The organism is Roseibium sp., from assembly GCF_048260565.1.
Lineage (GTDB): Bacteria > Pseudomonadota > Alphaproteobacteria > Rhizobiales > Stappiaceae > Roseibium.
Genome location: NZ_JBLXGP010000011.1, coordinates 63744 through 86109, shown reverse-complemented (window position 1 = coordinate 86109; position 22366 = coordinate 63744). Strand labels below are relative to the sequence as shown.

Genomic DNA, 22366 nt, shown 5'->3' with positions numbered 1-22366 from the left:
CCGGCAACCTTTCGGGACAAAACCCTAACCACTTCGTCATTCCAGATCTGCACGCAGCTTCGCTGCATTTGTCTGGAATGACGAGCCGAAGAGATCAATCAACAGCGTTGATGACAAACGGCTCGCCTGGGACCCTTACTCGGCGGCTTCCAGATAGTCCTTGGACGCGCTGTCGCCGTCATTGCCGCCACCGGAGCCGCGCTCGAGCCGATCAAGCAGAGCCGACCGCTTTTCGGCAGCCTTGGCCATATTGGCGTCCTTGACCGGGCCGAAACCCCGGATCATGTCCGGTACGCGGGCAAGTTCGACCAGAAGGCCGTAGTTTGCCGTTTCCAGCCGGTTCGCGATCGTGGCCAGATCCTCGGTATACTGCCGCACGAGCTGACGCTCGGCCTTGCGCTCCGCGGTCCGACCGAAGGGATCGAACCACTTGCCGCGAATGCCCTTGAACGCGGACATCAGCTTGAAGGCGGTAAAGATCCACGGCCCGAAGGCGATCTTTTCCGGCCGCCCGGTGCGTGCGTCCTTGTGGTGGGCGATCAGTGGCGGCGCCAGATGGATCTTGAGCTTGCGCGGATTCTCGAACCGCTCCGCGATTTTCCGCTTGAAGGCCGGATCTGAGTAGAGCCGCGCGACCTCGTATTCGTCCTTGTAGGCCATCACCTTGTAGAGCATATCGGCGGCCGTTGCCGTCAGCCGCAACGTGCCCGGACCCTTGGCCTCGTCGGCTTCCCGGACCTTCGAGATCGTGGTTTTGAAACGCTGTGCGTAACCGGCGTCCTGATAGGCGGTCAGCTCGCGCACATAGGCCTCGATCTGTTCGTCGAGGCTCAGCTTCGGTGCCTCCACGTCCCTCGGCAAGTGGTCGAGAATGAGCTCCGGTTGAGCGGCCAGGATACGTCCCGCCCGGAAGGCCTGGATATTGGAGTCCACGGCGGCCTTGTTCAGGCGCAGCGCACCCTCGATGGCCTGAGCCGAAATCGGCAGCGCGCCGGACTGGTAGGCCATACCGACCAGGATCATGTTGGCATAGATGGCATCGCCCAGGAGCTTTTCGGCAATCCCGGCCGCATCCATTCCGAGATAGGCTTTCGAGGCCTCCTTCAGCGCCTTGTCCATGCGAATCTCGTCGAAGGAGAGCGTCTGGCGCATGACGAATTCCGCCGTCGGCGCAATCCGCGTGTTGGCAAAGGCCCTGGTCGCCTCGCGGTTGGCCATACCCAGCTGTTCCGCGTTTGTCGCCACGACCATGTCGCTTGCCAGCAGCACATCGAGGCTGGCCGTCGGCACCCGCGGTCCCTCGATGGTCTTGTCACCGGCCGCAAACCGGACGTGGGAGGTCACGGGGCCGCCCTTCTGCGCCAGGCCGGTCATGTCCAGCGTGGAGGCATGTTTGCCGTCCAGATGGGCCGCCATGGCGAGAATGGCGCTGACCGTGGTTACGCCCATGCCGCCGATACCGGCGACCAGCAGGTTGACGGTGCGTTCCAGGCCGGCCAGTTCCGGCTCCGGCAACGTTTCCAGGATCCTGTCGATATCGACATCGGCCTTTTCCGCCTTGCGCAGGGCCGCGCCCTCGATCTCGACGAAGGACGGGCAGAAGCCCTTCACGCAGGAAAAGTCCTTGTTGCAGCTCGACTGGTTGATCTGGCGCTTTTCGCCGTAAGGCGTCGCCAGCGGTTCCACCGACAGGCAGTTCGACTGAACGGAACAATCGCCACAGCCTTCGCAGACCCGGTCGTTGATGAACAGCCGCTTGTCCGGATCTTCCATCAGGCCGCGCTTGCGCCGACGGCGTTTTTCCGCGGCACAGGTCTGGTCGTAGATGATGACGGACACGCCCGGATAGGTCTGCAGGTCCTTCTGGATTTCCATCAGGTGATCGCGGTGATGCACGCTGGCGCCCGGAGCCAGGTCGCTCCACGAGCCGTAACGGTCCGGGTCTTCGCTGAGCACCTCAATGCGCTGAACCCCTTCCGCGGCCATCTGCTGCGTGATCTGCGGCACGGTCAGCTGTCCGTCCACCGCCTGTCCGCCGGTCATCGCCACGGCGTCGTTGAACAGGATCTTGTAGGTGATCGGCGCCTTGGCGGCGACCGCCTGGCGGATCGCCATTATACCGGAATGGAAATAGGTGCCGTCGCCCATATTGGCAAAGACGTGCTTGTCGTCGGAGAAATCCTTCTGTCCGATCCAGAGAATGCCTTCGGCCCCCATGGCGATCTGGCCTTCCAAAGTCCGGCCGGCGATTTCCACCATGGCGTGACAGCCGATCCCGGGCATGACGCGGGCGCCTTCCGGTGCAACGGTGGAGGTCGAATGCGGGCAGCCGGAACAGAAATAGGGCGAACGGACCGCCCGTTCGGCATGGCCCTGCGCCCACATGACCTGCTTGTTCATGCGCTCGGCCACCTGGTGCATCTCATCCGTAACCACGTCTTTCGGCAGCCAGGAAATCAGCGCCTGGATGATCTCGGCAATGGAGAGTTCCAGCACATCGGAGAGGAAGGGCGCGCCGTTCGGGCGGCGTTTGCCCCAGATCTCGGGACGCTCGGACGCCGGCCAATGATAGAGTGCTTCCTTGATCTGGGGCTCCAGGAAGGCCCGCTTGTGTTCCACGACCAGCAGGTGTTCCGCACCGCGTGCGAATTCGCCCAGCCCCTCCGGTTCCAGCGGCCAGGGCATGGCGACCTTGTAGACGGCAAGACCGATCTCCCGCGCCTTCGCTTCGCTCACGCCCAGCAGGTCCAGTGCCTGGCGCAGGTCCCTGTAGGCCTTGCCGGTGGCGACCAGACCGAGCCGAACGCGGGAGGTCGCGCCGAAGGTTGCCCGGTCGAGTCGGTTGGCGCGCACATAGGCCTGTGCGGCAGGGAGGCGCAATTCGCGCTGCAGGCGCTCGGTTTCCAGACGGTTGGCCAGCAGAAGATCGCGGTTCTGATGATAATCCTTGCGCGGATCGCTCTCTTGCGGGAACACGAAGCTCAGCCGGTCGTCGGAAACGTTGATCGTCGCCGAAGCGTCCATCGTATCGGCGACACAGATCAGGGCGGACCACAGTGCGGAGAACCGCGACATTGCCAGGCCGTGGAGACCGAAGTCGAGAACGTCCTGAAGGTCGGACGGATTGAGCACAGGCATTTCCATGTGCTCGAACATGAATTCGCTCTGCCCCGGAAGAACGGAGGATTTGGCGAGATGGTCGTCGCCGGCCAGCGCCAGGACCCCGCCGTGGCGATGGGTGCCGGCGGCATTGGCCTGCTTCAGCGCATCGCCCGCGCGGTCGACGCCGGGCGCCTTGCCGTACCAGATCCCGAAAACGCCGTCATAGCCGGAATGCCGGCCCGGCCCGTGGAGCTTCTGGCTGCCGAACACGGCCGTCGCGCCGAGTTCCTCGTTCACGCCGGGCTGAAAGACGATGTGATAGGGATCCAGAAAACGTTTGGCGCGAACCAGTTCGGTGTCATAGCCGCCGAGCGGTGACCCGCGATAACCGGAGATAAAGCCGCCGGTTTTCAACCCCGCCATTTTGTCGAACCGCGCCTGATCCATGGGGAGACGGACCAGTGCTTGTATGCCTGTCAGATAAACCTGGCCACTCGTGGCGACGTATTTGTCGTCCAGCGTGACAGTCGGCACATAAACATTCATCCGTTTCCCTCCTAACCGGTAACCGCGTCCGTGGCCTGTCCGGGCCTCGTCTTCGCTGAGGATAATATCATCCTTTTCGATGACAATTTCTGTGCTATCGTGACCTTCAATCCACGAAGAAACGCGTAATTATTCCCCAAAGCGCCGATGCCCGAACATTATCTTCTCGATCCATCAGATATCAGGGTTCTCAAGGCCCTTCAACGCGACGCCTCTCTGTCTATCGCCGAGATCGCGAAGGAAGCGGGCATGAGTCAGACACCATGCTGGCGTCGAATCAAGAAGTTAAAGGAACAAGGCATCATTCGGCAAATCACGGCAATCATCGACCGGGAATCGGTCGGTTTGGGATTTGTCGCCTATTCCTTCGTGAAACTGGCGGTCCCCAGCCGGGAGAACATGGAGACCTTTGACCGCCTGGTTCACAACTGGCCGGAAGTGGTCACCTGCGAACGCATCACGGGTGCCGTTGACTATCTTATCAAGGTCATTACCGACGATATCAAGACCTACGACAATTTCCTGCGCCTCAAGCTGCTCGACAACACGCTCGTCTCCGACGTCCAGTCGAGGATCGTGGTCAGCACCGTCAAGGAAACCGTCGCCCTGCCCCTGCGCGAGAGCTGAGCGCACGATAAAACCTCACCGGACAAAACCAAGGGCCGCGATCCTCCGGACGCTTCACAGCAAGAAGGCAAGCGTGAACACGGACGCCACCGTCGACAACAGGATGGCCTTCATGATCACCGTCGGATCGATGCCATAGCGCAATGCGAGGACGAAGGGCATGGCGCCGCAGGGACCGGCGGCGACCAGAAGCACGGAGTGCTGCCAGACCGGATCGCTTCCGCCGGCAAGACCCACAAGCGCGAAATAGACAAGCGGATGAACCAGGACCTTCATGAGGGCGGCCATTGCCACGGCGCCTTCGATCCGTTTCAGCGGGACCGCGGACAACATCACGCCCAGCGCGAACAGGGCTGACGGGGCCGTGGCGGCTCCGACGAAATCGACGTACCGGATCAGTCCCGCATGGAGCTCCAATCCGGAGAAATTCACGAGGACGCCGGCGGCCAGGGAAAGAATCAGTGGATTGCTGCCGATCTGTTTCGCGATCCTGACCAGAGACCCGCTGCCGGCACTGACCACATCCAGAAGCAGGATCGTCGTCCCGTAAAGCACGACGGCATCGACGGCCATGACCGCGGCAACGGGCAGAGCCGCTTCCGGACCGATGGCTTCCTGGGCAATGGGAAAGACGAAGAAGACGTGGTTGGCGAAGCAGCACGCCATACCGATCAGCAGAGCTTCCAGAACGGGACGTTTGAAGTAACGCCAGGCGACAGCAAAGCCGAGGCCGTACATCAGGACTTCACTCAGGAGATAGATCAGGACGATCTTGAGATCGAATTCGGCGAGCGGCGCCCGGGCCACCAGACCGAACAGAAGAGCCGGAAGCGCGGCCAGAATGACGAACTTGTTGATCGAGGTGGCGTCGGCCCGGGTGAGAACGCCGCGCCAGCCAAGTCCCAGTCCGAGCGCAAGTGCCGCAAAGACCGGCAGGATCGCGGTCTGCAGCGCAGCCAGAATGAGGCTCATGCAATGAACCTCAAAGGTGAAACTGGGCTTGCGTTCGCGCAAGGCTTCTCGCCGGTCATCAGTTCCGCCAGCATCCGCGCCGTCACCGGCCCCAGGGTGAACCCTTCATGCCCGTGACCGAAATTGTACCAAAGCCCCGGATTTTCCGGCGAGGCGCCGACAACGGGCAGCGAATCCGGCAGGCAAAGCCGGCTGCCGAGCCAGGGTTCGTTGTCGATCTGGCGGCCAAGAGGAAAAATTTCCTCCGCCCGCTTTCGCGCCATCTTGATCAGCCCCTGCGACGGCGGTGCATCGCGGTCGGCGAACTCGACCCCCGTCGTCAGCCGGATGCCCCGTTCCATCGGGGTCAGGACGAAGCCGTGCTCCACATCGACGACCGGCCGGGACAGGGACGCGCCGGAGGCCGGACGGAAATGGGAGTGATAGCCGCGCTTGACCGCAAGCGGATAGCTTTCGCCCATTTTCTTCAGGAAATCGCCGGACCAGGGCCCCAGGGCGACAACCACCTGCGCCGCCCTGATATCGCTGCGTTCCGCCCGCAGGTACCAGCCGTTCCGCTTGCGCTCCAGTCCGAGGGCGTTTCCGGTGAAGAACCGCCCGCCGTCCTGAATGAAGCTGCGCCAGATGGCGTCGGTTACCGCCGCCGGGTTGGATACCGATTCGCTTTCCGGCCAATAGACCCCGAACAGCCCGTCGCTGATCAGACCCGGCTCCACGGAGTTGATGTCGCCGCCGCTGAACTCCCGGTACTCCACGCCGTAGATCCGGGCGAAATGGCGCTCCACCTCGCCGGCCGCAGCGCCTTTTTGCGATCGGTAGACGTGCAGCCAGCCGCTCTTGCGGTAGAAGCGTTCCGCATTCGCCCATTTTGCCAGAGCCTTGTGCTCGTCCAGGGCCAGCGCCTTGAGCGGCGCCATGGCCTTTGCGTATTCCTGCACGGCCTGGGCCGTATTGGAAAACCGGCGATAGCGAAAGAGCCAGGGAACCAGACGGATAAGCGTCGCGAAATCATACGTAACAGTCGTGGACTGTTTCAGCGCGATGTCGAACAGAACCGCCGGATCGGTCGGGAAGGGAAACGGGCAGAACCCGCTGCGCTGGATAATGCCGGCATTGCCGAAAGACGTTTCCTCACCCGGATGCCGCCGGTCTATCAGGGCCACATCAAGGCCGCGCTGGCGCAGGTGAGCCGCGCTGGACACACCCGCGATCCCGGCACCGAGCACAATGACATCGACCTGATGCAAAACCGCCTCTTGGATTTTCCTTCCTTTCCGCTCATACCTTAAAAACAAGAAAATCCATATACTTTGAGTACGGGGACCGAGAATTGCGATCCGGTCCCGCAAAGGACGGACCCTTAATGCTGAACCTGCCTCTGGCCGCCCTCGGATGGCTTGGACGACGCGGAACCGTGGCGGTCGCGGCCAGCCTGTTCGTCGGGATGGCGCTGCCGTCCTGGTCCGCCTATGCTAGGCCCTGGCTCTCCCACACCGTCTTCGTGCTGCTGGTGCTTGCCTTCCTGCGCGTCGCCCCGGAGGCCGTCCGCAGCCGGCTGAAACGTCCCGTCCTTCTCGTCGGCGCCGGCGCCTGGATGATGCTCGGGCTGCCCGCGATCGCCGTCCTGCTTCTGCACGTCTTCGGGCTGACCGGCATCGGCCCGGAATTCACGCTTGCCATCTTCATCGTAACCGCCGCGCCCTCGGTTATGTCCGCGCCCGCCTTCATCTACCTGATGGGGCTCGACGGCGCCCTCAGCCTCACGGTGCTGATCGCGTGCGTCCTGCTGACACCGGTCTCCGCCCCCCTGATGGGCGGTCTGATCCTGAACGGTGTGCTGCCGATCAGCGCGCCGGATCTTGCTCTGCGGCTGTTCCTCCTGCTCGGCGGAGCGTTCCTGGTTGCCTCACTCATCCGCCTCGTCATCGGCAGGGCGCGGATCGTCGGCTACAAGTCCCAGATCGACGGTCTGAACGTCCTGCTCCTGTTCTTTTTCGCGGTCGCAGCCATGGACAATGTGGCAGCCACCTTCGCGGACCGGCCCCTCTTCACCGTCGCGATCGCGGGCCTCACCTTCGTCGTTGCCTTTGCGCAGATCGGCTTGACCCTGCTGGTGTTCCGGCCCGCCTCGCGTGCGGATGCCTTCGTGATCGCCCATTCCGCCGGCAACCGGAACCTGGGACTGATGGTTGCGGCCCTGGGCGGCACGGTTCCCGAGTTCACCTGGCTCTGGTTCGCGCTCGGCCAATTGCCGATCTACATGCTCCCCCTGATGCTCAAACCCTTCGGGCAATGGTATTCATTGACCGAAGCCCAAAAAGCCACCTGACATTCGCCGAAATAATGCGTAACGTGCGCCCGTCCTGGGCACACAGGAGTTTGATTTATGGGAATTTTCAGTCGAGCCTGCGCCGCCGTTTTCGGCACCTTGCTGGCCACCACCATTGTATCTACGGTTCATGCCGGCGATTTCGCCGATATCGACATTATCGGCTTTTCCAAGGACGGACGACGTTTCGCATTCGAACAATACGGCATTCAGGACGGATCCGGTTTTCCCTATTCGGAAGTCTTCGTGATCGACGTCCAGAAAGACAGTTGGGTGAAGCCCTCCCCTTTCAAGTTCGTCGAACAGAATGTGCCGGACGGTATCGATCAGGACACGATCCTGGGGGACACGAGACACGTGGCGATCCAGGCCGCACACGATTCCGGCCTGCTGGACGGCATTGACTATCCCGGGCAAACGGTCGGTGCCAATCCGGTGACCGAAGTGAGTGCGGATCCGCATCTCATGGTCGTCAATCCGCGTATTGCTGTCCCCGCGTTTGACGATCCGATGGAGTTTTCCATCGAGGAGTACCCGCTGGAAGCCGGCAAATGCGCCAGCTACGGCGCGCAGACCAGGGGTTTCCGGTTGACCATGCTCTACCAGGGAATGGCCAGGGTTCTAAACGAGGACAAGGACCTTCCCGAAAGCCGGGGCTGTCCGCTGTCCTACCGGATCGAACGGGTGATCACCCGTTACCCGGATGCGGGACCGCCGGTCTTTGCGGCCCTGATTCTCATGCAGACCCATGGTTTCGAAGGTCCTGACGGCCGTTATCTGGCGATAACCGGCCGGTTTTGACCGGTTCTCCGGCGTCAGGCCGCGTCAGCGACTTGCCCCTGCCCGAATAGCGTGATAGCGCCCGCGGGAACATGAATTGCTGTCGGCACCCGAGCGGTGCCGGCCTTTTTCCGGAGCCTGCCATGTCCCGCGACATCATCATTGCCCCCTCGATCCTCGCTTCCGACTTTTCCAAGCTCGGACAGGAGGTCCGCGACGTCGTGGAGGCGGGCGCGGACTGGATCCATCTTGATGTGATGGACGGCCATTTCGTTCCCAACATCACCTTCGGTCCGGACGTGATCAAGGCGCTGCGCCCGCACACGGACAAGGTGTTCGATACCCATCTGATGATCGAGCCGTGCGACCCCTATCTGGAAGCTTTCGCCAAGGCCGGGTCCGACATCATCACCGTCCATGCGGAAGCAAGCACCCATCTGGACCGTTCGTTGCAGGCCATCCGTGCACTCGGAAAAAAGGCCGGCGTGTCGCTCAACCCGGCAACGCCTGAAAATGTCCTGGAATATGTGCTCGACCGGCTCGATCTGATCCTGATCATGACCGTCAACCCGGGTTTCGGCGGTCAGAAGTTCATTCAGGCCATGGTGGAAAAGACGGCCCGGATCAAGGCAATGATCGGCGACCGGCCGATCGACATCGAGATCGACGGCGGCATCACGCCGGAAACCGCGCCGCTGGTCTCCGCTGCCGGTGCCAATGTGCTCGTCGCAGGTTCCGCCGTGTTCAAAGGCGGCTCGGTGGACAGCTACGCCGCCAACATTTCCGCCATCCGCAAGGCCGCTGAAGAGGCCTGAGCGCGACCGCCTGTGCGAGCCATGCGCCTCATGCGCGGGCAGTTCCCGGCATGAGGCGAGAGGTGCGTCTCACGGCAGATAGGTCAGGCTTTCCAGATAAGGCTGGCCTTCGAGAAACATGAATTTCGCAATGACGCTCTTGTCGTAGAGCTCTTCGCCTTCTTCCCAGTCGGGATCGAACTGGCAGGCCGCAAACAGGTGATCGGTGTTCTCCCGGTCGAGCGCCTCGTCATAGGCATAGCCCCAGGACAGCGGCGTGTCGCATTTACCCAGCCCGGCGACGGCCGCAGCAACGCCCGAGGCGCCCGCCGGGGTCGCCAGAAAACGGGCGAAGTCGACATCGGCTGCCTGCGCCTGCCCTGCAAGCATGGTCAAGAACAGGCTTCCGGCCGCGGCGGTCATTTTGAACGTCATAAAGTCGATATCCTTTTGAAGATCGGAGGACCTGAGCGGTGGAAGTGCACAGGCCTCAGAAAACGGGTTTGCCCCTCCTTCAAGCACGGCGGACCCGAACATCCCGTAAACAGGCTCGAAGAAATCTTGCGTTACGTAACGCCAAGGCTTTCTCAATCTTTTGCTGGCACGGTCCCCAGTCACACATCAGGAGATAGCAGGACCGTGGTCAGTTCGACCTCACTGAAAATCGGCAATCGGATCCGAGCGGGGAACCAGTGGCTCCCTATCAGGGCCTTCGGTTTTTCTCTGATCTGGTCGCTGCTGATCACCGGTCTCGTCACGATCCAGCTTGCCTTGTCCTATCAGGGCGTGACCAGCCGAACGATCGACGTCGTCTTCCTGTTCGCCCTCGGGTCTTTCGCCGGCGCCCTGTTCGCCCGGGCCCTGGCCGCCTTTGCCGGTCGATTCCGGCCCCAGCCGAGCGCGCGCTTCGCCGCCATGTTTCTCGGTCTGATTACCGGCACTGTCGGCATGGCAGCCCTGTTCCACTTCCTGCAGTTCCGCACATATTATGCGGCATCGCACGGCGATATCCTGGCGATCCACGGAGTCGTCGAGATGCTGATGACCGGCGCGGGCTCCGCCTACATTTTCATGGTCGAAAGCGCGATGCTTCTGCTCCCCTGGGGCCTGCCGCTCGCACTGGCCGCCGCCTGGGACTACGCGACGGCACCGATCGAGCGCAAAAGGCAATAATTCGCGGCTCTCCATTGAGGGATCACGAGGCGTCTGGTAAACGGCAGCCAGATTTTCTCAAAACGAGGACGCTCGATGATCCCGCGCTACTCGCGGCCGGACATGGTCGCTATCTGGTCGCCTGAATCCAAATTCCGCATCTGGTTCGAAATCGAGGCCCATGCCTGCGACGCACTTGCCGAACTGGGCGTGATCCCGAAAGAGGCCGCCAAGACCATCTGGGACAAGGGCGGCCCGGCCACCTTCGACATCGACCGGATCGACGAGATCGAGCGCGAAACCAAGCACGACGTCATCGCCTTCCTGACCCATCTGGCGGAAATCGTCGGCCCGGACGCCCGCTTCGTCCACCAGGGCATGACCTCCTCCGACGTGCTCGACACCTGTTTCAATGTCCAGCTCGTGAGGGCAACGGACATTCTGCTGGCCGACATGGACGCTCTGCTTGCCGCCATCAAGCGCCGGGCCTTCGAGCACAAGGATACGGTCACCATCGGCCGCTCCCACGGCATTCACGCCGAGCCGGTCACCTTCGGCCTGAAGATGGCGGAAGCCTATGCCGAATTCGACCGCTGCCGCACCCGCCTGCGGAATGCCCGCGAAGAAATCGCCACCTGCGCCATTTCCGGCGCCGTCGGCACCTTCGCCAACATCGATCCGCGTGTGGAAGAACATGTCGCCAAGGCGATGGGCCTGACGGCGGAACCGGTCTCCACCCAGGTCATTCCGCGTGACCGCCACGCCATGTATTTCGCGACCCTTGGCGTGATCGCTTCGTCGATCGAGCGCGTCGCAGTCGAAATCCGCCATCTGCAGCGCACCGAGGTCCTGGAAGCCGAAGAGTACTTCTCTCCCGGCCAGAAAGGCTCGTCTGCGATGCCGCACAAGCGCAACCCGGTCCTGACCGAAAACCTGACCGGCCTGTCCCGTCTGGTGCGCATGGCGGTGACCCCGGCGATGGAAAACGTGGCGCTGTGGCACGAGCGCGATATCTCGCACTCCTCCGTGGAACGCATGATCGGCCCGGACACGACCGTCACCCTCGACTTCGCGCTCGCCCGCCTCACCGGCGTCATCGACAAGCTGCTGGTCTATCCGGAACGCATGATCGGCAACATGGACCGTCTCGGAGGCCTCGTGCATTCCCAGCGCATCCTGCTTGCGCTGACCCAGGCCGGCTGCTCGCGCGAGGACGCCTACCGGCTCGTCCAGCGCAACGCCATGAAGGTCTGGGAAAGCTACCAGGTGTCCGGATCCTCCGACGTCGATTTCCAGAGCGAACTGCTCAACGATGCCGACGTGCGCAAGTACCTGTCGGAAGACGACATCCGCGACCGTTTTGACCTCGGCTACCACACCAAGAACGTCGACGTGATCTTCAAGCGGGTCTTCGGCGAAAGCTGAGCGCATGAAGATCGCCGTGATCGCCGACATTCACGGGAATGCCCTCGCGCTTGAGGCGGTTCTTGCCGATCTCAGGCACGAGGCGCCCGACGTTGTCGTGAACCTCGGCGATTGCGTCTCCGGCCCCCTGTGGCCGGAAGAAACGGCGGCAATCCTGCGCGAAACGGGCTGGATGACGGTGCGCGGCAACCACGACCGGGTGGTGGCGGCGGGAAATATCCCGCCGGAAAACCGCACGGACAGTTTCACCTACGACCATCTGTCGCCGGAAAGCCTGACATGGCTCGAAGGTCTGTCCCCCGTCATCCGTCTCACCGACGAAATCCTGCTTTGCCACGGCACGCCGGAGGACGATAACACCTACCTGACCGAGCGGATCGACGGCGACCGCATCCGCATGGCCGACGAAGATGACATTGCCGGGCGCCTCTGCGGTGAAGCGGCTCCCGTCATCTGTTGCGGCCACACCCATATTCCGCGGCTCATCCATCTTGCCGGAAGCGGCCAGACTATTCTCAACCCGGGCAGCGTCGGCCTTCCGGGCTATTTCGACGATGCTCCGGCGCCGCACAAATCCGAGGCCGGCAGCCCCCACGCCCGCTACGCCACCATGACGAAAACAGCAGCCGGCTGGCTATTTGAAGCGAAGATCCTTCCCTATGACTGGGGGAAGGCCGCCCTTGAGGCGGAGCGGAACGGACGACCCGACTGGGCCCGCCCTCTGCGCACCGGTTTCTACGGTCCGCTGTCCTGATCGGAGCTTTTGTTCCAGGTCAATGACAGACCCGCCTCATTTCCCGCAACAATGTCCTCTAAACGTTCGGTCTGTGGGGCCTATGACGGAGGACAGTTATGTTACTTAAGATCCTGAAAGCCGGTTTTGCCGGTTATCTCGCCGCCGCGACCGGTTTCGCCGGCCCGGCGCAGGCCCTGCCGTTCCTGCAAGCGAAACCCAATATTGCCAGTGCCGCCGGTGGAAACGTAACGACAGTTCAGTACCTTGGAAACCGCCGGACCGAAGGGCCGCAAGTCTACGGAAACCGTCCGTCCCAAAGGCAGTTTTCCGAACAATACCGTCCCCCGAGGACGAACCGCGACCAAAGGGTTGACCGTTCCCAACGGCATTACCGCTCGAACAAGGGTTTTTACAGGCACAACGGCAATACCTACTACAACGGCCATCGCGGCTACCGCCATCCAAGGCGCGGTTATCGCCAGTATAACGGCTGGTGGTTTCCGCTTGGCGCCTTCACGTTCGGTACGATCATCGGCCCGGGTTACAATTACCCTTCATACCCCAATTACCGGCCCCGCGGCCTGAGCCAGGCACATTACAACTGGTGCCATCGCAAGTACCGGTCCTATCGGGCTTACGACAACACGTTCCAGCCCTATCACGGCCCACGCAAGGCCTGCCGGTCGCCGTACTGGCCGTAAGCGTCAACGCTGCGGCTCCTTCCGGCCGGCTGCGTCCGTAAAGTCGCGCCCCGGCTCCGTCTCGAAGGATGACGAACGTCCCGACCGCCCTGCGTTGGCGCATCGGGCGATGGCACCGCTTCACGGGCGGTATGTCTACAGGGCTGCCCGACCGGCGAGCCGCAACCGCCGATACCAGGTTTCATATCCGGTGGCGCACCGTTCGACACGGCACCCTCTCGGTCTCCGAGGGGGACCGCCTGAGCAGAACGCGATCGCGAAATGCCTGCGTGCAAACGCAGCGCCTGGGCCGCGACAACAACGAATTCATCAACGAGTCCGGAATTTAACAAGACTACATTTTGGCATCGCAACATCACCCCGAGTTGCAACACGATGCAATACTTAGGTCTCTATTCCAAAATTCTGAAAATTTGAAAAATTAAAAGAACTCTTCCGGAGTTCGAATAATATGAGGCAAGCATATACTTATCATCCGTCACGAACATGTGTGCCGGAATCTGGGACGATTTCACATCCGTTGAAACGTCGACTTCCATGATTATGAGAGTATCATCTTTATTTTTCAACAAGATACGTCGTTTTCGCCATGAGGTAGCCGCCGTCCCCTCCGCGACACGCAGACGATTGTTCGTCCGCTCGAACGCGGTATCGCCGGAGACGTATTTTCTGAAATCCATGCGGATGCTTTAGACATGATCAAACACCTGAATGCCCATGCTCGAACAGAAGAGCCGCGCGCCTTGGATGCGATATTCGATCTGCTGGATCAGATCGGCCGGATAAGTTCCGAAACCGACGATTTCAAAACGTGGCTGATGGGCTTCATGAAAGCCATATGCGACTATGGCGACTGGAAAATCGGCCACGCCTGGGCCCCTTGCCCGGACAATCCCCAGGAGTTGGAATCGCTGAAGATCTGGCATCTCCAGCCTGGCGCCAATGCGGATGCTTTCAAAGCCAAGACCGAGACCTTACGCTTCAAGACCGGCATCGGCCTGCCCGGCCGTGTCCATCAGAAAAAGAAGTTTGACTGGATTCCGGACGTCATCAAGGACGACAATTATCCGCGCAAGCCATTTGCGGAAGAGGCCGGCCTCATTGGCGGCTACGGCTGCCCGGTCATGGTCCGGGGCAATGTCGAAGCGGTGATTGAATTTTACGACAGCCGTCCCGCAAATCCGTCCCCCCACCTGGTGCGGATGCTGGAATACCTCGGTGCGCAGGTTGCCCCGGTTCTGGAAAGGTCAAGGCAAGCGCAAAAGCGGATAGCCATGGCAACCGAACTGGAGTCCAAGGTCGCGGGATCCGTTGAGGAGATTTCAACAGCCGCTCAACGCATGAGGCAGGCAGCCGCAAGTGCCAGCCAGCTTTCCGGCACGGCCAGGGAGCGGTCCCAAACCAGCGCCGTCGCCTCGACCCGATCCACCGACCAGGTCAAAATGGTCTCCGAAGCGACTGCCGAGTTGCTCACATCCATCCGCAATATCGAAAGCGAACTGGCGGGCACGCGCAATACCGTGACGACCGCGGCGGAGCGCGTCACTGCGGCCAACAGCACTTTTGAAAGCCTGAGCGCCGGCGCACAGGAGATCGAGGAAATTATCAGCATCATCAACAAGATCGCCGATAAGACCAAGCTTCTCTCCCTCAACGCCACAATCGAAGCTTCAAGGGCAGGAGAACTGGGCGCCGGGTTTGCCGTCGTTGCCTCGGAAGTGAAGGAACTGGCAGCTCAGACGGAACAATCAACCAACCACATCGCGCAGCGTGTCCAGGAAATCCAGGGCTTTACCGCTGAGGCCATCGACGAGTTCAAGACAATTTCGGACACGATTGCCCGGATCGGTGAGCTGACCAACATGGTCACATCGTCTATGGAACAACAGCAGCAGACCGGTGTGGCAATCTCGGAAAACTCCAACGCCGCGGCAGACCAGTCCCAATCCGCTTGCCTCGCCGTGCAGGATGTGGCGGAGCAACTGACCACGATCGATGACAGCGCCCGCTTTGTTTTGGAAACCGCCAGTCATTTCGTTGAACGCCTGCAGGATTTGCAGGTCGAAATCGGCAGCTTCGTCAACGAAATTCGCCAGAACTGACCCTAAACAGGGACGCAACCCGTCGCTTCGCGGTTGACACGGCTTTTCCGCCTGGGCCAAGACTGCCCTGAATGCAAACGGAGCGGCCCGTCCCTTGAAAATATCCGACACCGATATCCTGCTCGTTCCAGGCTATGGCGACACGCCGTCCGGGCACTGGATGATGCGCTGGCAGGCCAAGATGGCCAATGCCTGGGTCGTGGAACAGAAGAACTGGTTCCAGCCGGTCCGCAAGGCCTGGCAGGACGCGCTGGAAAAGCGCCTTGAGAAGACCACGCGGCCCGTCGTCCTGGTGGGCCACTCCCTAGGCTGCATCCTGATCGCCCACGCGGCCCACACCCTGCCGAAGGACAAGGTCCGCGGCGCCTTTCTGGTCGCGCCGACCGATCTGGAACGGGAGGCCCCGAAACCGGCCTTCGATACAGGCAACTTTGTGCCCCTGCCGCTCGCCCCGCTGCCGTTTTCCGCCCATGTGGTCGCAAGCCGCACCGACCCGCACTGCGCTTATGATCGGGCGGAAAGCTTCGCGAAGTCATGGGGCGCCACCTTCCAGGACGCGGGCGAAGCCGGCCACATCAACCTGGAAAGCGGCCGCGGCCCCTGGCCGGAGGGCATGATGTCCTTCGCCTATTTCATGAAGCGGCTGGGGTGATCGGCAAACAACGGCTGAAGTCGGGCGATATGAAACCCGACCTAAATTAAAACGGACGCTTCGCCTTATCGCCGGACGGACAAAGTACCGGCATTGCACAATGCGATATACCGACTACCATGCTGGCTGAAGATGTACTTCGAGAAAGCACTGTCTCGCTCCGGTCCCTCGGCAATGAGTGAAAGTCCGCCGGACCAGCGCCCCATCATTGTCAGCCTGAACACGATGGCCTCTTTGTCGGGATCGGACGGGTAGACGAAAAACGCTTTGAGTATCCCGCCATCATCAGCCATCCAGATTTTCTTCAATACGAACCCTTGATCATTGTGAGGTCCGTCAGCCCAGCATTTGAAGGCTTTCTTGTAAGCCTCATAAATTTCCGGCTCCTTGTCGTAAGGAATGGTGGCGTTATAGGGCAGCATGAATGAGCGCCTGCCGGTCATATCCGACATCTGGTCCGACACCTTGGATTGGCATCCGGCAAGTAGGGCCGCGACCATTGCGGCCAGAAAAATAGAAGATTTCATGAAAAGCCTGAATTTTGCGACGATCGAAGTGACTGAATAGATTAATTATTTCAAGGCCCCTCCACAATCAATGGGAGTGGGATTTTTTTCACGCAATTCATTGGAGCAGAGACACCCTTCTATCTTGTCGAGTGATAGCAGCTTGTTCCAGGCGTAAAGACCGGTAGCGGATTGTGCGGTTATCGGGCGTTTTCTCCACTTCGGCTTCGCCTCTTCTAAGCCGAGAACGAGCGGTCTCACGCGTTACTCATGAAAAGGGCATGAGAGACACATTAACAACCAAAGCAGACAGCCTCGCTAAAACGAATGAAACTATTTAAAGAAATATCAGTCTGGCGACGTATCAACGATAAGACGGCGATCCGCTACAGATGCCTCCAAGATCTGAAAAGCGGCAAATACGCTGTGAGCAATGCCGACGGTTTTCGGGTCGGAGACGGCGAAAAGCACCGTACCTATCTCGAAAACCTCTTTGTGGAATTGTTGACCGAGACCTCCCCTTCGGAACGATGCGACTGGTTCGAAGTACTTTGCGATGCCATCGCAAGTCACGATCGGGAGTTCGATGTATTTAGTCTGGCTTTGCCACCCGAATAATACGAAGTGCTTCGGACTTTCCGCCGAACAACGGCAAGGCGGCTTCCCCTCCAGATTGCGCCTCAAGGGCTAACTGGATCGGGAGACCGCATATCTGCACGCGAAGATAAGCGAACGGCCGCAAGGGTTCTCACCCCGCGCGGCCGTCGTTCGCATTTTAACGCCGGAACACCGTCTCAGGCGGTCACGCCGCCCTTTGATGACATCAGGTCATTGATCTTCTTTCCGAGGAACAGGCTGACGGGAATGGCGATCAGCGCGCCGACGATCGCGGCTCCGGCCAGAAACATCGGGTTGATTTGATTCACGCCATTCATTGCCAGAGGGATCAGAGCCCCGATGCCGGCGAGCGTCGGCCCGACGATGATGAAAAGGATAATACCAAGTTTCCACATGAAGCCGTCTCCATTTCCTTCTCGAATGGAAATCAGCGGCTCCGCAACCCGCCCAGGCGCCCCAGCCCGTTCATTGCCGCAATACCGGCAGATACTTTCAAATAACGCAGCGTCCTGCTTTGACTGAAATCAACGGCAGGCATCGATTGCCGCAGTCGCCGCCCCCATGAACAGGGAAACGTCGAAACCGTATGCCATCAGCCGGTAGCCCTGCTTGCGCGATTCGTGCACCCGCTCCGGGCTCATGCAGAAGACGCCGGCGATCTTGCCCTTGGCGCGCGTGCGTTCGGCCAGTTCCGCGCAGACCTCGATGGTCTTTTCCCCGTTCGGATCCAGCTTGGCGCCGTTCGACAGGGTCAGGGACATGTCGCTCGGCCCCACGAAGATGCCGTCGATACCCGGCACGTCCAGGATATCGTCGAGGGCCGCGATCGCCTCCGGGGTCTCGATCATCGCAAGCGCGACCGTCTCGTCATTAGCGGTCGCAAGGTAATCGGGCAGGCTCTGGCCTTTCAGCATGGCCGCGCGATGCGGCCCCCAGCTGCGCTTGCCGACCGGCGGATATTTCATCGCCTCGGCAAAGGCCTGCGCATCCTCAACACTGTTGATCATCGGCGCGATCACGCATTCCGCCCCGATATCCAGAGCCCGGCTTGCGGTCGCCATTTCGCCGACAGGGATGCGGACGATCTTGTGGGCATCGGTCAGGGAGAGGAAAGACATCCCTTCGCGGACCTCGCCAAAATCCTGCTGGCCATGCTGCATGTCGAAGGTCACGGCCGGAAAGCCGCTACGGCCGAGCAACTCACCCAGGATCGGCGCGGCGAGCGACGCCCAGGCGGTCACGATGCTCTCATCGGCGCGAAGTTTGGCGGCAAGGCTCTTGGGAGAGGTCATAGGACGATCCTTTTGCGTTCTGAAATCCGGCCACATGAAATCCCCGGTCCCGCTTCCGCGCAAGACCGGATTTCGGGAAAACCGTCGCCTCCCGGACCGAAAATGCCGAATGCCGACATATCAGAAAAGAAAACCCCCGCCGAAACGGCGGGGGTTCTCTAAAAACCGTTGATAAGGACGAAATCAGCCTTCGGTTCTGATCTGCTCGACAGCCTTGTGCATCAGTTCGTCCATGGTGCGGCGAATCTGATGGTCGGACTGATCGACGTTGGCCGCATCGAAATCCGCACGGATCTTGCGGAACACATCCTCGTCTCCCGGCTCCTCGAAGTCGGCCCGGACCACTTCCTTGGCGTATTCCTGCGCCTTGTCGCCTTCCAAACCGAGGGCTTCGGCAGCCCAAAGGCCAAGCAGCTTGTTGCGCCGGGCGCTGGCCTTGAACCTCAGCTCCTCGTCATGCGCGAACTTGCTTTCAAAACCTTCTTCGCGCTTGTCGAATGTGCTCATCCTGGTGTCTCCTGAACTGCGGATCGCCTCTACGACCTGAATATAGGATCGAACTGGCCCTTTCCATATCCTCGCAAGCGACCCAAATCAACGCAAGATCCACCCTCTGCCCCAAATGGATGAGCGAACACTCGAAAAGCTTCGCTGTCTTCGATTGTACTTTCGGCTCCGTTCGGTTAAGTTCCGCGCCGCTAATGCGGGGCTAAGGACGCTTCCTCTCGACATCGATCAACCGCTGAGGCTCGGGAGGAACAATACAAACATGAGTAACACCCCGTTCAATGGATTTTCGAAACACACGGTACCTGCCAATGAACCGCCGCCGCCGAATCTATGAAGGCAAGGCCAAGATCCTGTACGAAGGCCCCGAGCCCGGAACGCTGATCCAGCATTTCAAGGACGACGCCACCGCCTTCAACGCCAAGAAGCACGAAATTGTCGATGGCAAGGGCGTGTTGAACAACCGGATTTCCGAGTTCATCTTCAACAACCTGAACGCAATCGGCATTCCGACGCACTTCATCCGCCGCCTCAACATGCGCGAGCAGCTTATCCGCGAAGTGGAAATCATTCCGCTGGAAGTCGTGGTGCGCAATGTTGCCGCAGGCTCCATCTCCAAGCGCCTCGGCCTTGAGGAAGGAACCCAGCTGCCCCGGTCGATCATCGAGTTCTATTACAAGAACGACGAGCTCGACGATCCGATGGTGTCTGAAGAACACATCACGGCCTTCGGTTGGGCCACCCCGCAGGAACTCGACGACATCATGGCGCTCGCCATCCGCGTCAACGACTTCCTCTGCGGCCTTTTCCTGGGTGTCGGCATCCGTCTGGTCGACTTCAAGATCGAGTGCGGCCGCCTGTTCGAGGGCGACATGATGCGCATCGTCGTCGCCGACGAAATCTCGCCCGACAGCTGCCGGCTGTGGGACTCTGCGACCAACGACAAGATGGACAAGGACCGGTTCCGCCGCGACATGGGCGGTATGCTGGAAGCCTACCAGGAAGTCGCCAAGCGCCTCGGCATCCTCAATGGAAACGAGGAACGCCCTGCCCCTTCCGGCCCGACGCTGGTGAAGTAATCCTATGCCTCCGGCGCGAAAAGCGCCGGAGCAATCCCCTCCTGCCGCTGCCGGCCCTTTCCTGCCGGTCGGAGCTGGTGTATTGAGCGGCCGGAACGAACTACGGGGTCAGACCCCGGCTTGCGCAAGAGAGTAGACCCAGATGAAAGCACGCGTGACCGTCACCTTGAAGAACGGCGTTCTCGATCCTCAGGGAAAAGCCATTGAAGGCGCCCTCGGCGGCCTCGGCTTCGGCGGCATCGGCTCGGTGCGCCAGGGCAAGGTGTTCGATATCGAACTGACCGGCTCCGACAAGAACGCCGCACGGGACGATCTTGCGCAGATGTGCGAGAAGCTGCTCGCCAACACGGTCATCGAAAACTACGCGATCGAGATCCTCGAATGACCGTAAGGCAGCGCCCCGCGAACGATGACACGGTCAGGATCGTGCGCTTCGTCGCCATCAAGGCGGGTATCTTCATCGTTCTGCCGATGGCGCTGTCCGCACTTGCCGTCTATCTGATGCTCTGAAACCCAGCCGGGACTGAAAGCCTGATGAAAACCGCCGTTATCGTCTTTCCTGGATCCAACCGCGACCGCGACATGTTCCATGCCCTGGAACTGATCACCGGGACCCGGCCCCAGTCCGTCTGGCATACGGAAACGACCCTTCCCGATGCCGACCTCGTCATCGTTCCGGGCGGATTTTCCTACGGCGATTACCTGCGTTCCGGCGCGATTGCCGCCCGCTCGCCAATCCTCAAGGACATGGTCGCCAGGGCCAACGCCGGTGTCTCTATCCTGGGTGTCTGCAACGGGTTCCAGATCCTGACGGAAGCCGGGCTGCTGCCGGGCGCGCTGATGCGCAATGCCGGTCTTAATTTCGTCTGCAAGGAAGTCCTGCTGGAGACGGTCAACAACACGACCCGCTTCTCCAATGCCTTCGACAAAGGTCAGGTATGGCGTTGCCCGGTCGCTCATCACGACGGCAACTACTTCGCCGATGCCGATACGCTGAAAGCGATCGAGGACAACGGCCGGGTCGTTTTCCGCTACGCCAACGGCACCAATCCGAACGGCTCCATCAACGACATTGCCGGCATCGTCAATGATAAGGGCAATGTGCTCGGCATGATGCCGCACCCGGAAAATCTGGTCGAACCGCTTCAGGGCGGGACCGACGGACGCGCGCTGTTCGAAAGTCTGATTTCGGCGCTCGAGACCGCGTAAGCCGGTACGATGATCGGCGTTCTCGCCATCGCTGTTACCCTGATCACCGCCGCCGTTCTGCTTCACCCGCGCCTGGTCGGCTCCCCGCACTGGCGCGCCATATCGACACCGCTCGCATCGATCATCGGCAGCGGCTTTCTCGTATCCGTTCCGATCCTGCGCGACCTGTCCGGCTCCTGGGCCACCGCCCTGATGGCCGGGCTTCTCCTGATGGCCTATTTCGTCGGCGCCGCGGTCCGGCACAACATCCTTCATGTGGAGCCCCTTCTCAATGACGGCCATGCCGGAAGGCCGATCCTGTCGCTTGAGCGGATGTCCCATGCAGCCCTTGCCTTCGCTTACTTCGTTTCCGTTGCCTACTATCTGGTTCTGTTTTCGACCTTCCTTTTGAAACCGCTCGGCATCGCCAACGGAACCGACATCAAACTGATCGTCTCCGTCTGCCTGGCACTGATCGCCATTGTCGGTCTGTTGCGCGGCTTCGGCGCGGAGGAAAAGCTGGAAATCTATGCCGTGTCGGTGAAGCTTGCGGTCATCGGAGGCCTGCTGGCCGCGCTGGTGGTCTATGCCCTCTACCATGTTTTCAACGGCGGGGTTTCGACCGTTCCCGGTCATTTCGAGGCGAAAAATCTGCCCGTTCTCCTCGGCCTGCTGATCGTGGTCCAGGGATTCGAGACCTCCCGCTTTCTCGGCGACGCCTATCCGGCGGAGCTTCGGGTCAGGACCATGAAGCAGGCGCAGCTTCTTTCCGCGGCCATCTACCTGGCCTTCTTTCTGGCCATGACGCCCCTGTTCGCAATCGATACCAGCCTCGACGGCGTGGCGGCCATCGTCGACATGCTGGCGCCGGTTGCCGCCGTCTTGCCGATCATGATCATCGTCGGCGCGCTCGCCAGCCAATCGAGTGCGGCCATCGCCGACACGCTCGGTGCCGGCGGCCTCGTGCGGGACGTGAGCGCCAAGCGGATCGATATCCGCCATGCCTATGTTCTGACGGCTGTCATCGCAGCACTGGTGACATGGGAAACCGACATCTACGCCCTGATCACCCTCGCCTCCCGCTGCTTTGCCTTCTACTATGCCCTCCAGTGCCTCGTTGCCGCGATCAGTGCCTACCAGCTGAAACGGACGAAGCAGGCCGCCGGTTTTCTTCTGCTTTCGGCAGTCTGCGCGATAGTCGTCGTGTTCGGCGCCCCTGTGGAAGGCGAGTAGGCGCGCTCCTTCGCTCCCTCACCTG

General features: G+C 60.8%; 24 protein-coding genes. 16 read left to right on the top strand and 8 right to left on the bottom strand.

Features of this window, described 5'->3' with window-relative positions; genetic code table 11:
- Positions 1-135: 135 nt before the first annotated feature.
- Positions 136-3648, bottom strand: coding sequence for an indolepyruvate ferredoxin oxidoreductase family protein (locus ACN0SO_RS20070; RefSeq protein WP_417680508.1), 3513 nt, complete (start codon positions 3646-3648; stop codon positions 136-138).
- Between the two features lie 147 nt (positions 3649-3795).
- Here ACN0SO_RS20070 and ACN0SO_RS20065 point away from each other — a divergent pair, with 147 nt between their 5' ends.
- Complete coding sequence (locus ACN0SO_RS20065) at positions 3796-4275, top strand: Lrp/AsnC family transcriptional regulator (RefSeq protein WP_417680507.1); 480 nt, start codon at positions 3796-3798, stop codon at positions 4273-4275.
- Between the two features lie 54 nt (positions 4276-4329).
- On the opposite strand, the gene ACN0SO_RS20060 is transcribed toward ACN0SO_RS20065, so the two are convergent.
- Together ACN0SO_RS20060 and ACN0SO_RS20055 are read right to left on the bottom strand one after the other, a co-directional pair.
- Positions 4330-5247, bottom strand: coding sequence for an AEC family transporter (locus ACN0SO_RS20060; protein WP_417680506.1), 918 nt, complete (start codon positions 5245-5247; stop codon positions 4330-4332).
- Positions 5244-6494, bottom strand: a complete 1251-nt coding sequence (locus ACN0SO_RS20055; RefSeq protein WP_417680505.1) for an NAD(P)/FAD-dependent oxidoreductase — start codon at positions 6492-6494, stop codon at positions 5244-5246. The genes ACN0SO_RS20060 and ACN0SO_RS20055 overlap by 4 nt, the downstream gene beginning before the upstream one ends.
- A 116-nt stretch (positions 6495-6610) precedes the next feature.
- Between ACN0SO_RS20055 and ACN0SO_RS20050 the strand changes: the two genes are divergently transcribed.
- The 3 genes from ACN0SO_RS20050 to rpe all read left to right on the top strand — a co-directional run bounded on the left by ACN0SO_RS20050 (position 6611) and on the right by rpe (position 9171).
- The gene (locus tag ACN0SO_RS20050) at positions 6611-7576 is read left to right on the top strand and encodes a sodium:proton symporter (protein WP_417680504.1); all 966 of its coding nucleotides are present in this window, start codon (positions 6611-6613) and stop codon (positions 7574-7576) included.
- 57 nt (positions 7577-7633) lie between these two features.
- Positions 7634-8377 carry a DUF2259 domain-containing protein gene (locus tag ACN0SO_RS20045; RefSeq protein ID WP_417680503.1) on the top strand — a complete coding sequence of 248 codons (744 nt, stop codon included), beginning with the start codon at positions 7634-7636 and terminating at the stop codon, positions 8375-8377.
- Between the two features lie 122 nt (positions 8378-8499).
- The gene (gene rpe, locus ACN0SO_RS20040) at positions 8500-9171 is read left to right on the top strand and encodes a ribulose-phosphate 3-epimerase (protein ID WP_417680502.1); all 672 of its coding nucleotides are present in this window, start codon (positions 8500-8502) and stop codon (positions 9169-9171) included.
- A gap of 69 nt (positions 9172-9240) precedes the next feature.
- Here rpe and ACN0SO_RS20035 read toward each other — a convergent pair whose 3' ends face one another.
- Entirely contained in the window at positions 9241-9585 is a 345-nt protein-coding gene (locus ACN0SO_RS20035; protein WP_417680501.1) for a hypothetical protein, read from the bottom strand.
- A gap of 204 nt (positions 9586-9789) precedes the next feature.
- On the opposite strand from ACN0SO_RS20035, the gene ACN0SO_RS20030 reads away from it, so the two are divergent.
- From ACN0SO_RS20030 to ACN0SO_RS20005, 6 genes are all read left to right on the top strand, one after another.
- Positions 9790-10323, top strand: coding sequence for a hypothetical protein (locus tag ACN0SO_RS20030; protein WP_417680500.1), 534 nt, complete (start codon positions 9790-9792; stop codon positions 10321-10323).
- 75 nt (positions 10324-10398) lie between these two features.
- A complete protein-coding gene (purB, locus tag ACN0SO_RS20025; protein WP_417680499.1) occupies positions 10399-11727 on the top strand; it encodes an adenylosuccinate lyase in 1329 nt (442 codons plus the stop codon).
- 4 nt (positions 11728-11731) lie between these two features.
- Entirely contained in the window at positions 11732-12481 is a 750-nt protein-coding gene (locus ACN0SO_RS20020) for a metallophosphoesterase family protein (protein WP_417680498.1), read from the top strand.
- A 98-nt stretch (positions 12482-12579) separates the two neighbouring features.
- Positions 12580-13164 carry a BA14K family protein gene (locus ACN0SO_RS20015; protein WP_417680497.1) on the top strand — a complete coding sequence of 195 codons (585 nt, stop codon included), beginning with the start codon at positions 12580-12582 and terminating at the stop codon, positions 13162-13164.
- Between the two features lie 695 nt (positions 13165-13859).
- Positions 13860-15266 carry a methyl-accepting chemotaxis protein gene (locus ACN0SO_RS20010; RefSeq protein WP_417680496.1) on the top strand — a complete coding sequence of 469 codons (1407 nt, stop codon included), beginning with the start codon at positions 13860-13862 and terminating at the stop codon, positions 15264-15266.
- A gap of 94 nt (positions 15267-15360) precedes the next feature.
- A complete protein-coding gene (locus ACN0SO_RS20005) occupies positions 15361-15918 on the top strand; it encodes an RBBP9/YdeN family alpha/beta hydrolase (protein ID WP_417680495.1) in 558 nt (185 codons plus the stop codon).
- Between the two features lie 65 nt (positions 15919-15983).
- Here ACN0SO_RS20005 and ACN0SO_RS20000 read toward each other — a convergent pair whose 3' ends face one another.
- On the bottom strand, positions 15984-16445 hold the full coding sequence (locus ACN0SO_RS20000) for a hypothetical protein (protein ID WP_417680494.1): 462 nt from the start codon (positions 16443-16445) through the stop codon (positions 15984-15986).
- Positions 16446-16751: 306 nt separating this feature from the next.
- Here ACN0SO_RS20000 and ACN0SO_RS19995 point away from each other — a divergent pair, with 306 nt between their 5' ends.
- On the top strand, positions 16752-17042 hold the full coding sequence (locus tag ACN0SO_RS19995) for a hypothetical protein (protein ID WP_417680493.1): 291 nt from the start codon (positions 16752-16754) through the stop codon (positions 17040-17042).
- A 176-nt stretch (positions 17043-17218) separates the two neighbouring features.
- Here ACN0SO_RS19995 and ACN0SO_RS19990 read toward each other — a convergent pair whose 3' ends face one another.
- From ACN0SO_RS19990 to ACN0SO_RS19980, 3 genes are all read right to left on the bottom strand, one after another.
- Positions 17219-17437 (bottom strand): hypothetical protein, encoded by a 219-nt coding sequence (locus ACN0SO_RS19990; RefSeq protein WP_417680492.1) that lies wholly within the window; start codon positions 17435-17437, stop codon positions 17219-17221.
- Between the two features lie 129 nt (positions 17438-17566).
- Positions 17567-18334 carry an HpcH/HpaI aldolase family protein gene (locus ACN0SO_RS19985; protein ID WP_417680491.1) on the bottom strand — a complete coding sequence of 256 codons (768 nt, stop codon included), beginning with the start codon at positions 18332-18334 and terminating at the stop codon, positions 17567-17569.
- A 183-nt stretch (positions 18335-18517) separates the two neighbouring features.
- The gene (locus ACN0SO_RS19980) at positions 18518-18841 is read right to left on the bottom strand and encodes a DUF1476 domain-containing protein (RefSeq protein WP_417680490.1); all 324 of its coding nucleotides are present in this window, start codon (positions 18839-18841) and stop codon (positions 18518-18520) included.
- 281 nt (positions 18842-19122) lie between these two features.
- Between ACN0SO_RS19980 and purC the strand changes: the two genes are divergently transcribed.
- The 5 genes from purC (at position 19123) to ACN0SO_RS19955 (ending at position 22341) form a co-directional block, all read left to right on the top strand.
- Positions 19123-19920 carry a phosphoribosylaminoimidazolesuccinocarboxamide synthase gene (purC, locus tag ACN0SO_RS19975; protein ID WP_417680489.1) on the top strand — a complete coding sequence of 266 codons (798 nt, stop codon included), beginning with the start codon at positions 19123-19125 and terminating at the stop codon, positions 19918-19920.
- Between the two features lie 142 nt (positions 19921-20062).
- Positions 20063-20305, top strand: a complete 243-nt coding sequence (gene purS / locus ACN0SO_RS19970; protein WP_417680488.1) for a phosphoribosylformylglycinamidine synthase subunit PurS — start codon at positions 20063-20065, stop codon at positions 20303-20305.
- Positions 20302-20430 carry a phosphoribosylformylglycinamidine synthase-associated small membrane protein gene (locus ACN0SO_RS19965; RefSeq protein WP_346914507.1) on the top strand — a complete coding sequence of 43 codons (129 nt, stop codon included), beginning with the start codon at positions 20302-20304 and terminating at the stop codon, positions 20428-20430. The genes purS and ACN0SO_RS19965 overlap by 4 nt, the downstream gene beginning before the upstream one ends.
- Positions 20431-20454: 24 nt before the next feature.
- Positions 20455-21129: a phosphoribosylformylglycinamidine synthase subunit PurQ gene (purQ, locus tag ACN0SO_RS19960; RefSeq protein ID WP_417680487.1), complete on the top strand. Its 675-nt coding sequence runs from the start codon at positions 20455-20457 to the stop codon at positions 21127-21129.
- A 9-nt stretch (positions 21130-21138) separates the two neighbouring features.
- Positions 21139-22341 carry a hypothetical protein gene (locus ACN0SO_RS19955; protein WP_417680486.1) on the top strand — a complete coding sequence of 401 codons (1203 nt, stop codon included), beginning with the start codon at positions 21139-21141 and terminating at the stop codon, positions 22339-22341.
- Positions 22342-22366: the final 25 nt, after the last annotated feature.

What these genes read in the sequence shown, in the direction of transcription:
- ACN0SO_RS20070 (WP_417680508.1), bottom strand. Translation starts at nt 3,648, where the DNA reads ATGAATGTTTATGTGCCGACTGTCACGCTGGACGACAAATACGTCGCC.
- ACN0SO_RS20065 (WP_417680507.1), top strand. Translation starts at nt 3,796, where the DNA reads ATGCCCGAACATTATCTTCTCGATCCATCAGATATCAGGGTTCTCAAG.
- ACN0SO_RS20060 (WP_417680506.1), bottom strand. Translation starts at nt 5,247, where the DNA reads ATGAGCCTCATTCTGGCTGCGCTGCAGACCGCGATCCTGCCGGTCTTT.
- ACN0SO_RS20050 (WP_417680504.1), top strand. Translation starts at nt 6,611, where the DNA reads ATGCTGAACCTGCCTCTGGCCGCCCTCGGATGGCTTGGACGACGCGGA.
- ACN0SO_RS20045 (WP_417680503.1), top strand. Translation starts at nt 7,634, where the DNA reads ATGGGAATTTTCAGTCGAGCCTGCGCCGCCGTTTTCGGCACCTTGCTG.
- rpe (WP_417680502.1), top strand. Translation starts at nt 8,500, where the DNA reads ATGTCCCGCGACATCATCATTGCCCCCTCGATCCTCGCTTCCGACTTT.
- ACN0SO_RS20035 (WP_417680501.1), bottom strand. Translation starts at nt 9,585, where the DNA reads ATGACGTTCAAAATGACCGCCGCGGCCGGAAGCCTGTTCTTGACCATG.
- purB (WP_417680499.1), top strand. Translation starts at nt 10,399, where the DNA reads ATGATCCCGCGCTACTCGCGGCCGGACATGGTCGCTATCTGGTCGCCT.
- ACN0SO_RS20020 (WP_417680498.1), top strand. Translation starts at nt 11,732, where the DNA reads ATGAAGATCGCCGTGATCGCCGACATTCACGGGAATGCCCTCGCGCTT.
- ACN0SO_RS20015 (WP_417680497.1), top strand. Translation starts at nt 12,580, where the DNA reads ATGTTACTTAAGATCCTGAAAGCCGGTTTTGCCGGTTATCTCGCCGCC.
- ACN0SO_RS20010 (WP_417680496.1), top strand. Translation starts at nt 13,860, where the DNA reads ATGATCAAACACCTGAATGCCCATGCTCGAACAGAAGAGCCGCGCGCC.
- ACN0SO_RS20000 (WP_417680494.1), bottom strand. Translation starts at nt 16,445, where the DNA reads ATGAAATCTTCTATTTTTCTGGCCGCAATGGTCGCGGCCCTACTTGCC.
- ACN0SO_RS19995 (WP_417680493.1), top strand. Translation starts at nt 16,752, where the DNA reads ATGAAACTATTTAAAGAAATATCAGTCTGGCGACGTATCAACGATAAG.
- ACN0SO_RS19990 (WP_417680492.1), bottom strand. Translation starts at nt 17,437, where the DNA reads ATGTGGAAACTTGGTATTATCCTTTTCATCATCGTCGGGCCGACGCTC.
- ACN0SO_RS19985 (WP_417680491.1), bottom strand. Translation starts at nt 18,334, where the DNA reads ATGACCTCTCCCAAGAGCCTTGCCGCCAAACTTCGCGCCGATGAGAGC.
- ACN0SO_RS19980 (WP_417680490.1), bottom strand. Translation starts at nt 18,841, where the DNA reads ATGAGCACATTCGACAAGCGCGAAGAAGGTTTTGAAAGCAAGTTCGCG.
- purC (WP_417680489.1), top strand. Translation starts at nt 19,123, where the DNA reads ATGGATTTTCGAAACACACGGTACCTGCCAATGAACCGCCGCCGCCGA.
- purS (WP_417680488.1), top strand. Translation starts at nt 20,063, where the DNA reads ATGAAAGCACGCGTGACCGTCACCTTGAAGAACGGCGTTCTCGATCCT.
- ACN0SO_RS19965 (WP_346914507.1), top strand. Translation starts at nt 20,302, where the DNA reads ATGACCGTAAGGCAGCGCCCCGCGAACGATGACACGGTCAGGATCGTG.
- purQ (WP_417680487.1), top strand. Translation starts at nt 20,455, where the DNA reads ATGAAAACCGCCGTTATCGTCTTTCCTGGATCCAACCGCGACCGCGAC.
- ACN0SO_RS19955 (WP_417680486.1), top strand. Translation starts at nt 21,139, where the DNA reads ATGATCGGCGTTCTCGCCATCGCTGTTACCCTGATCACCGCCGCCGTT.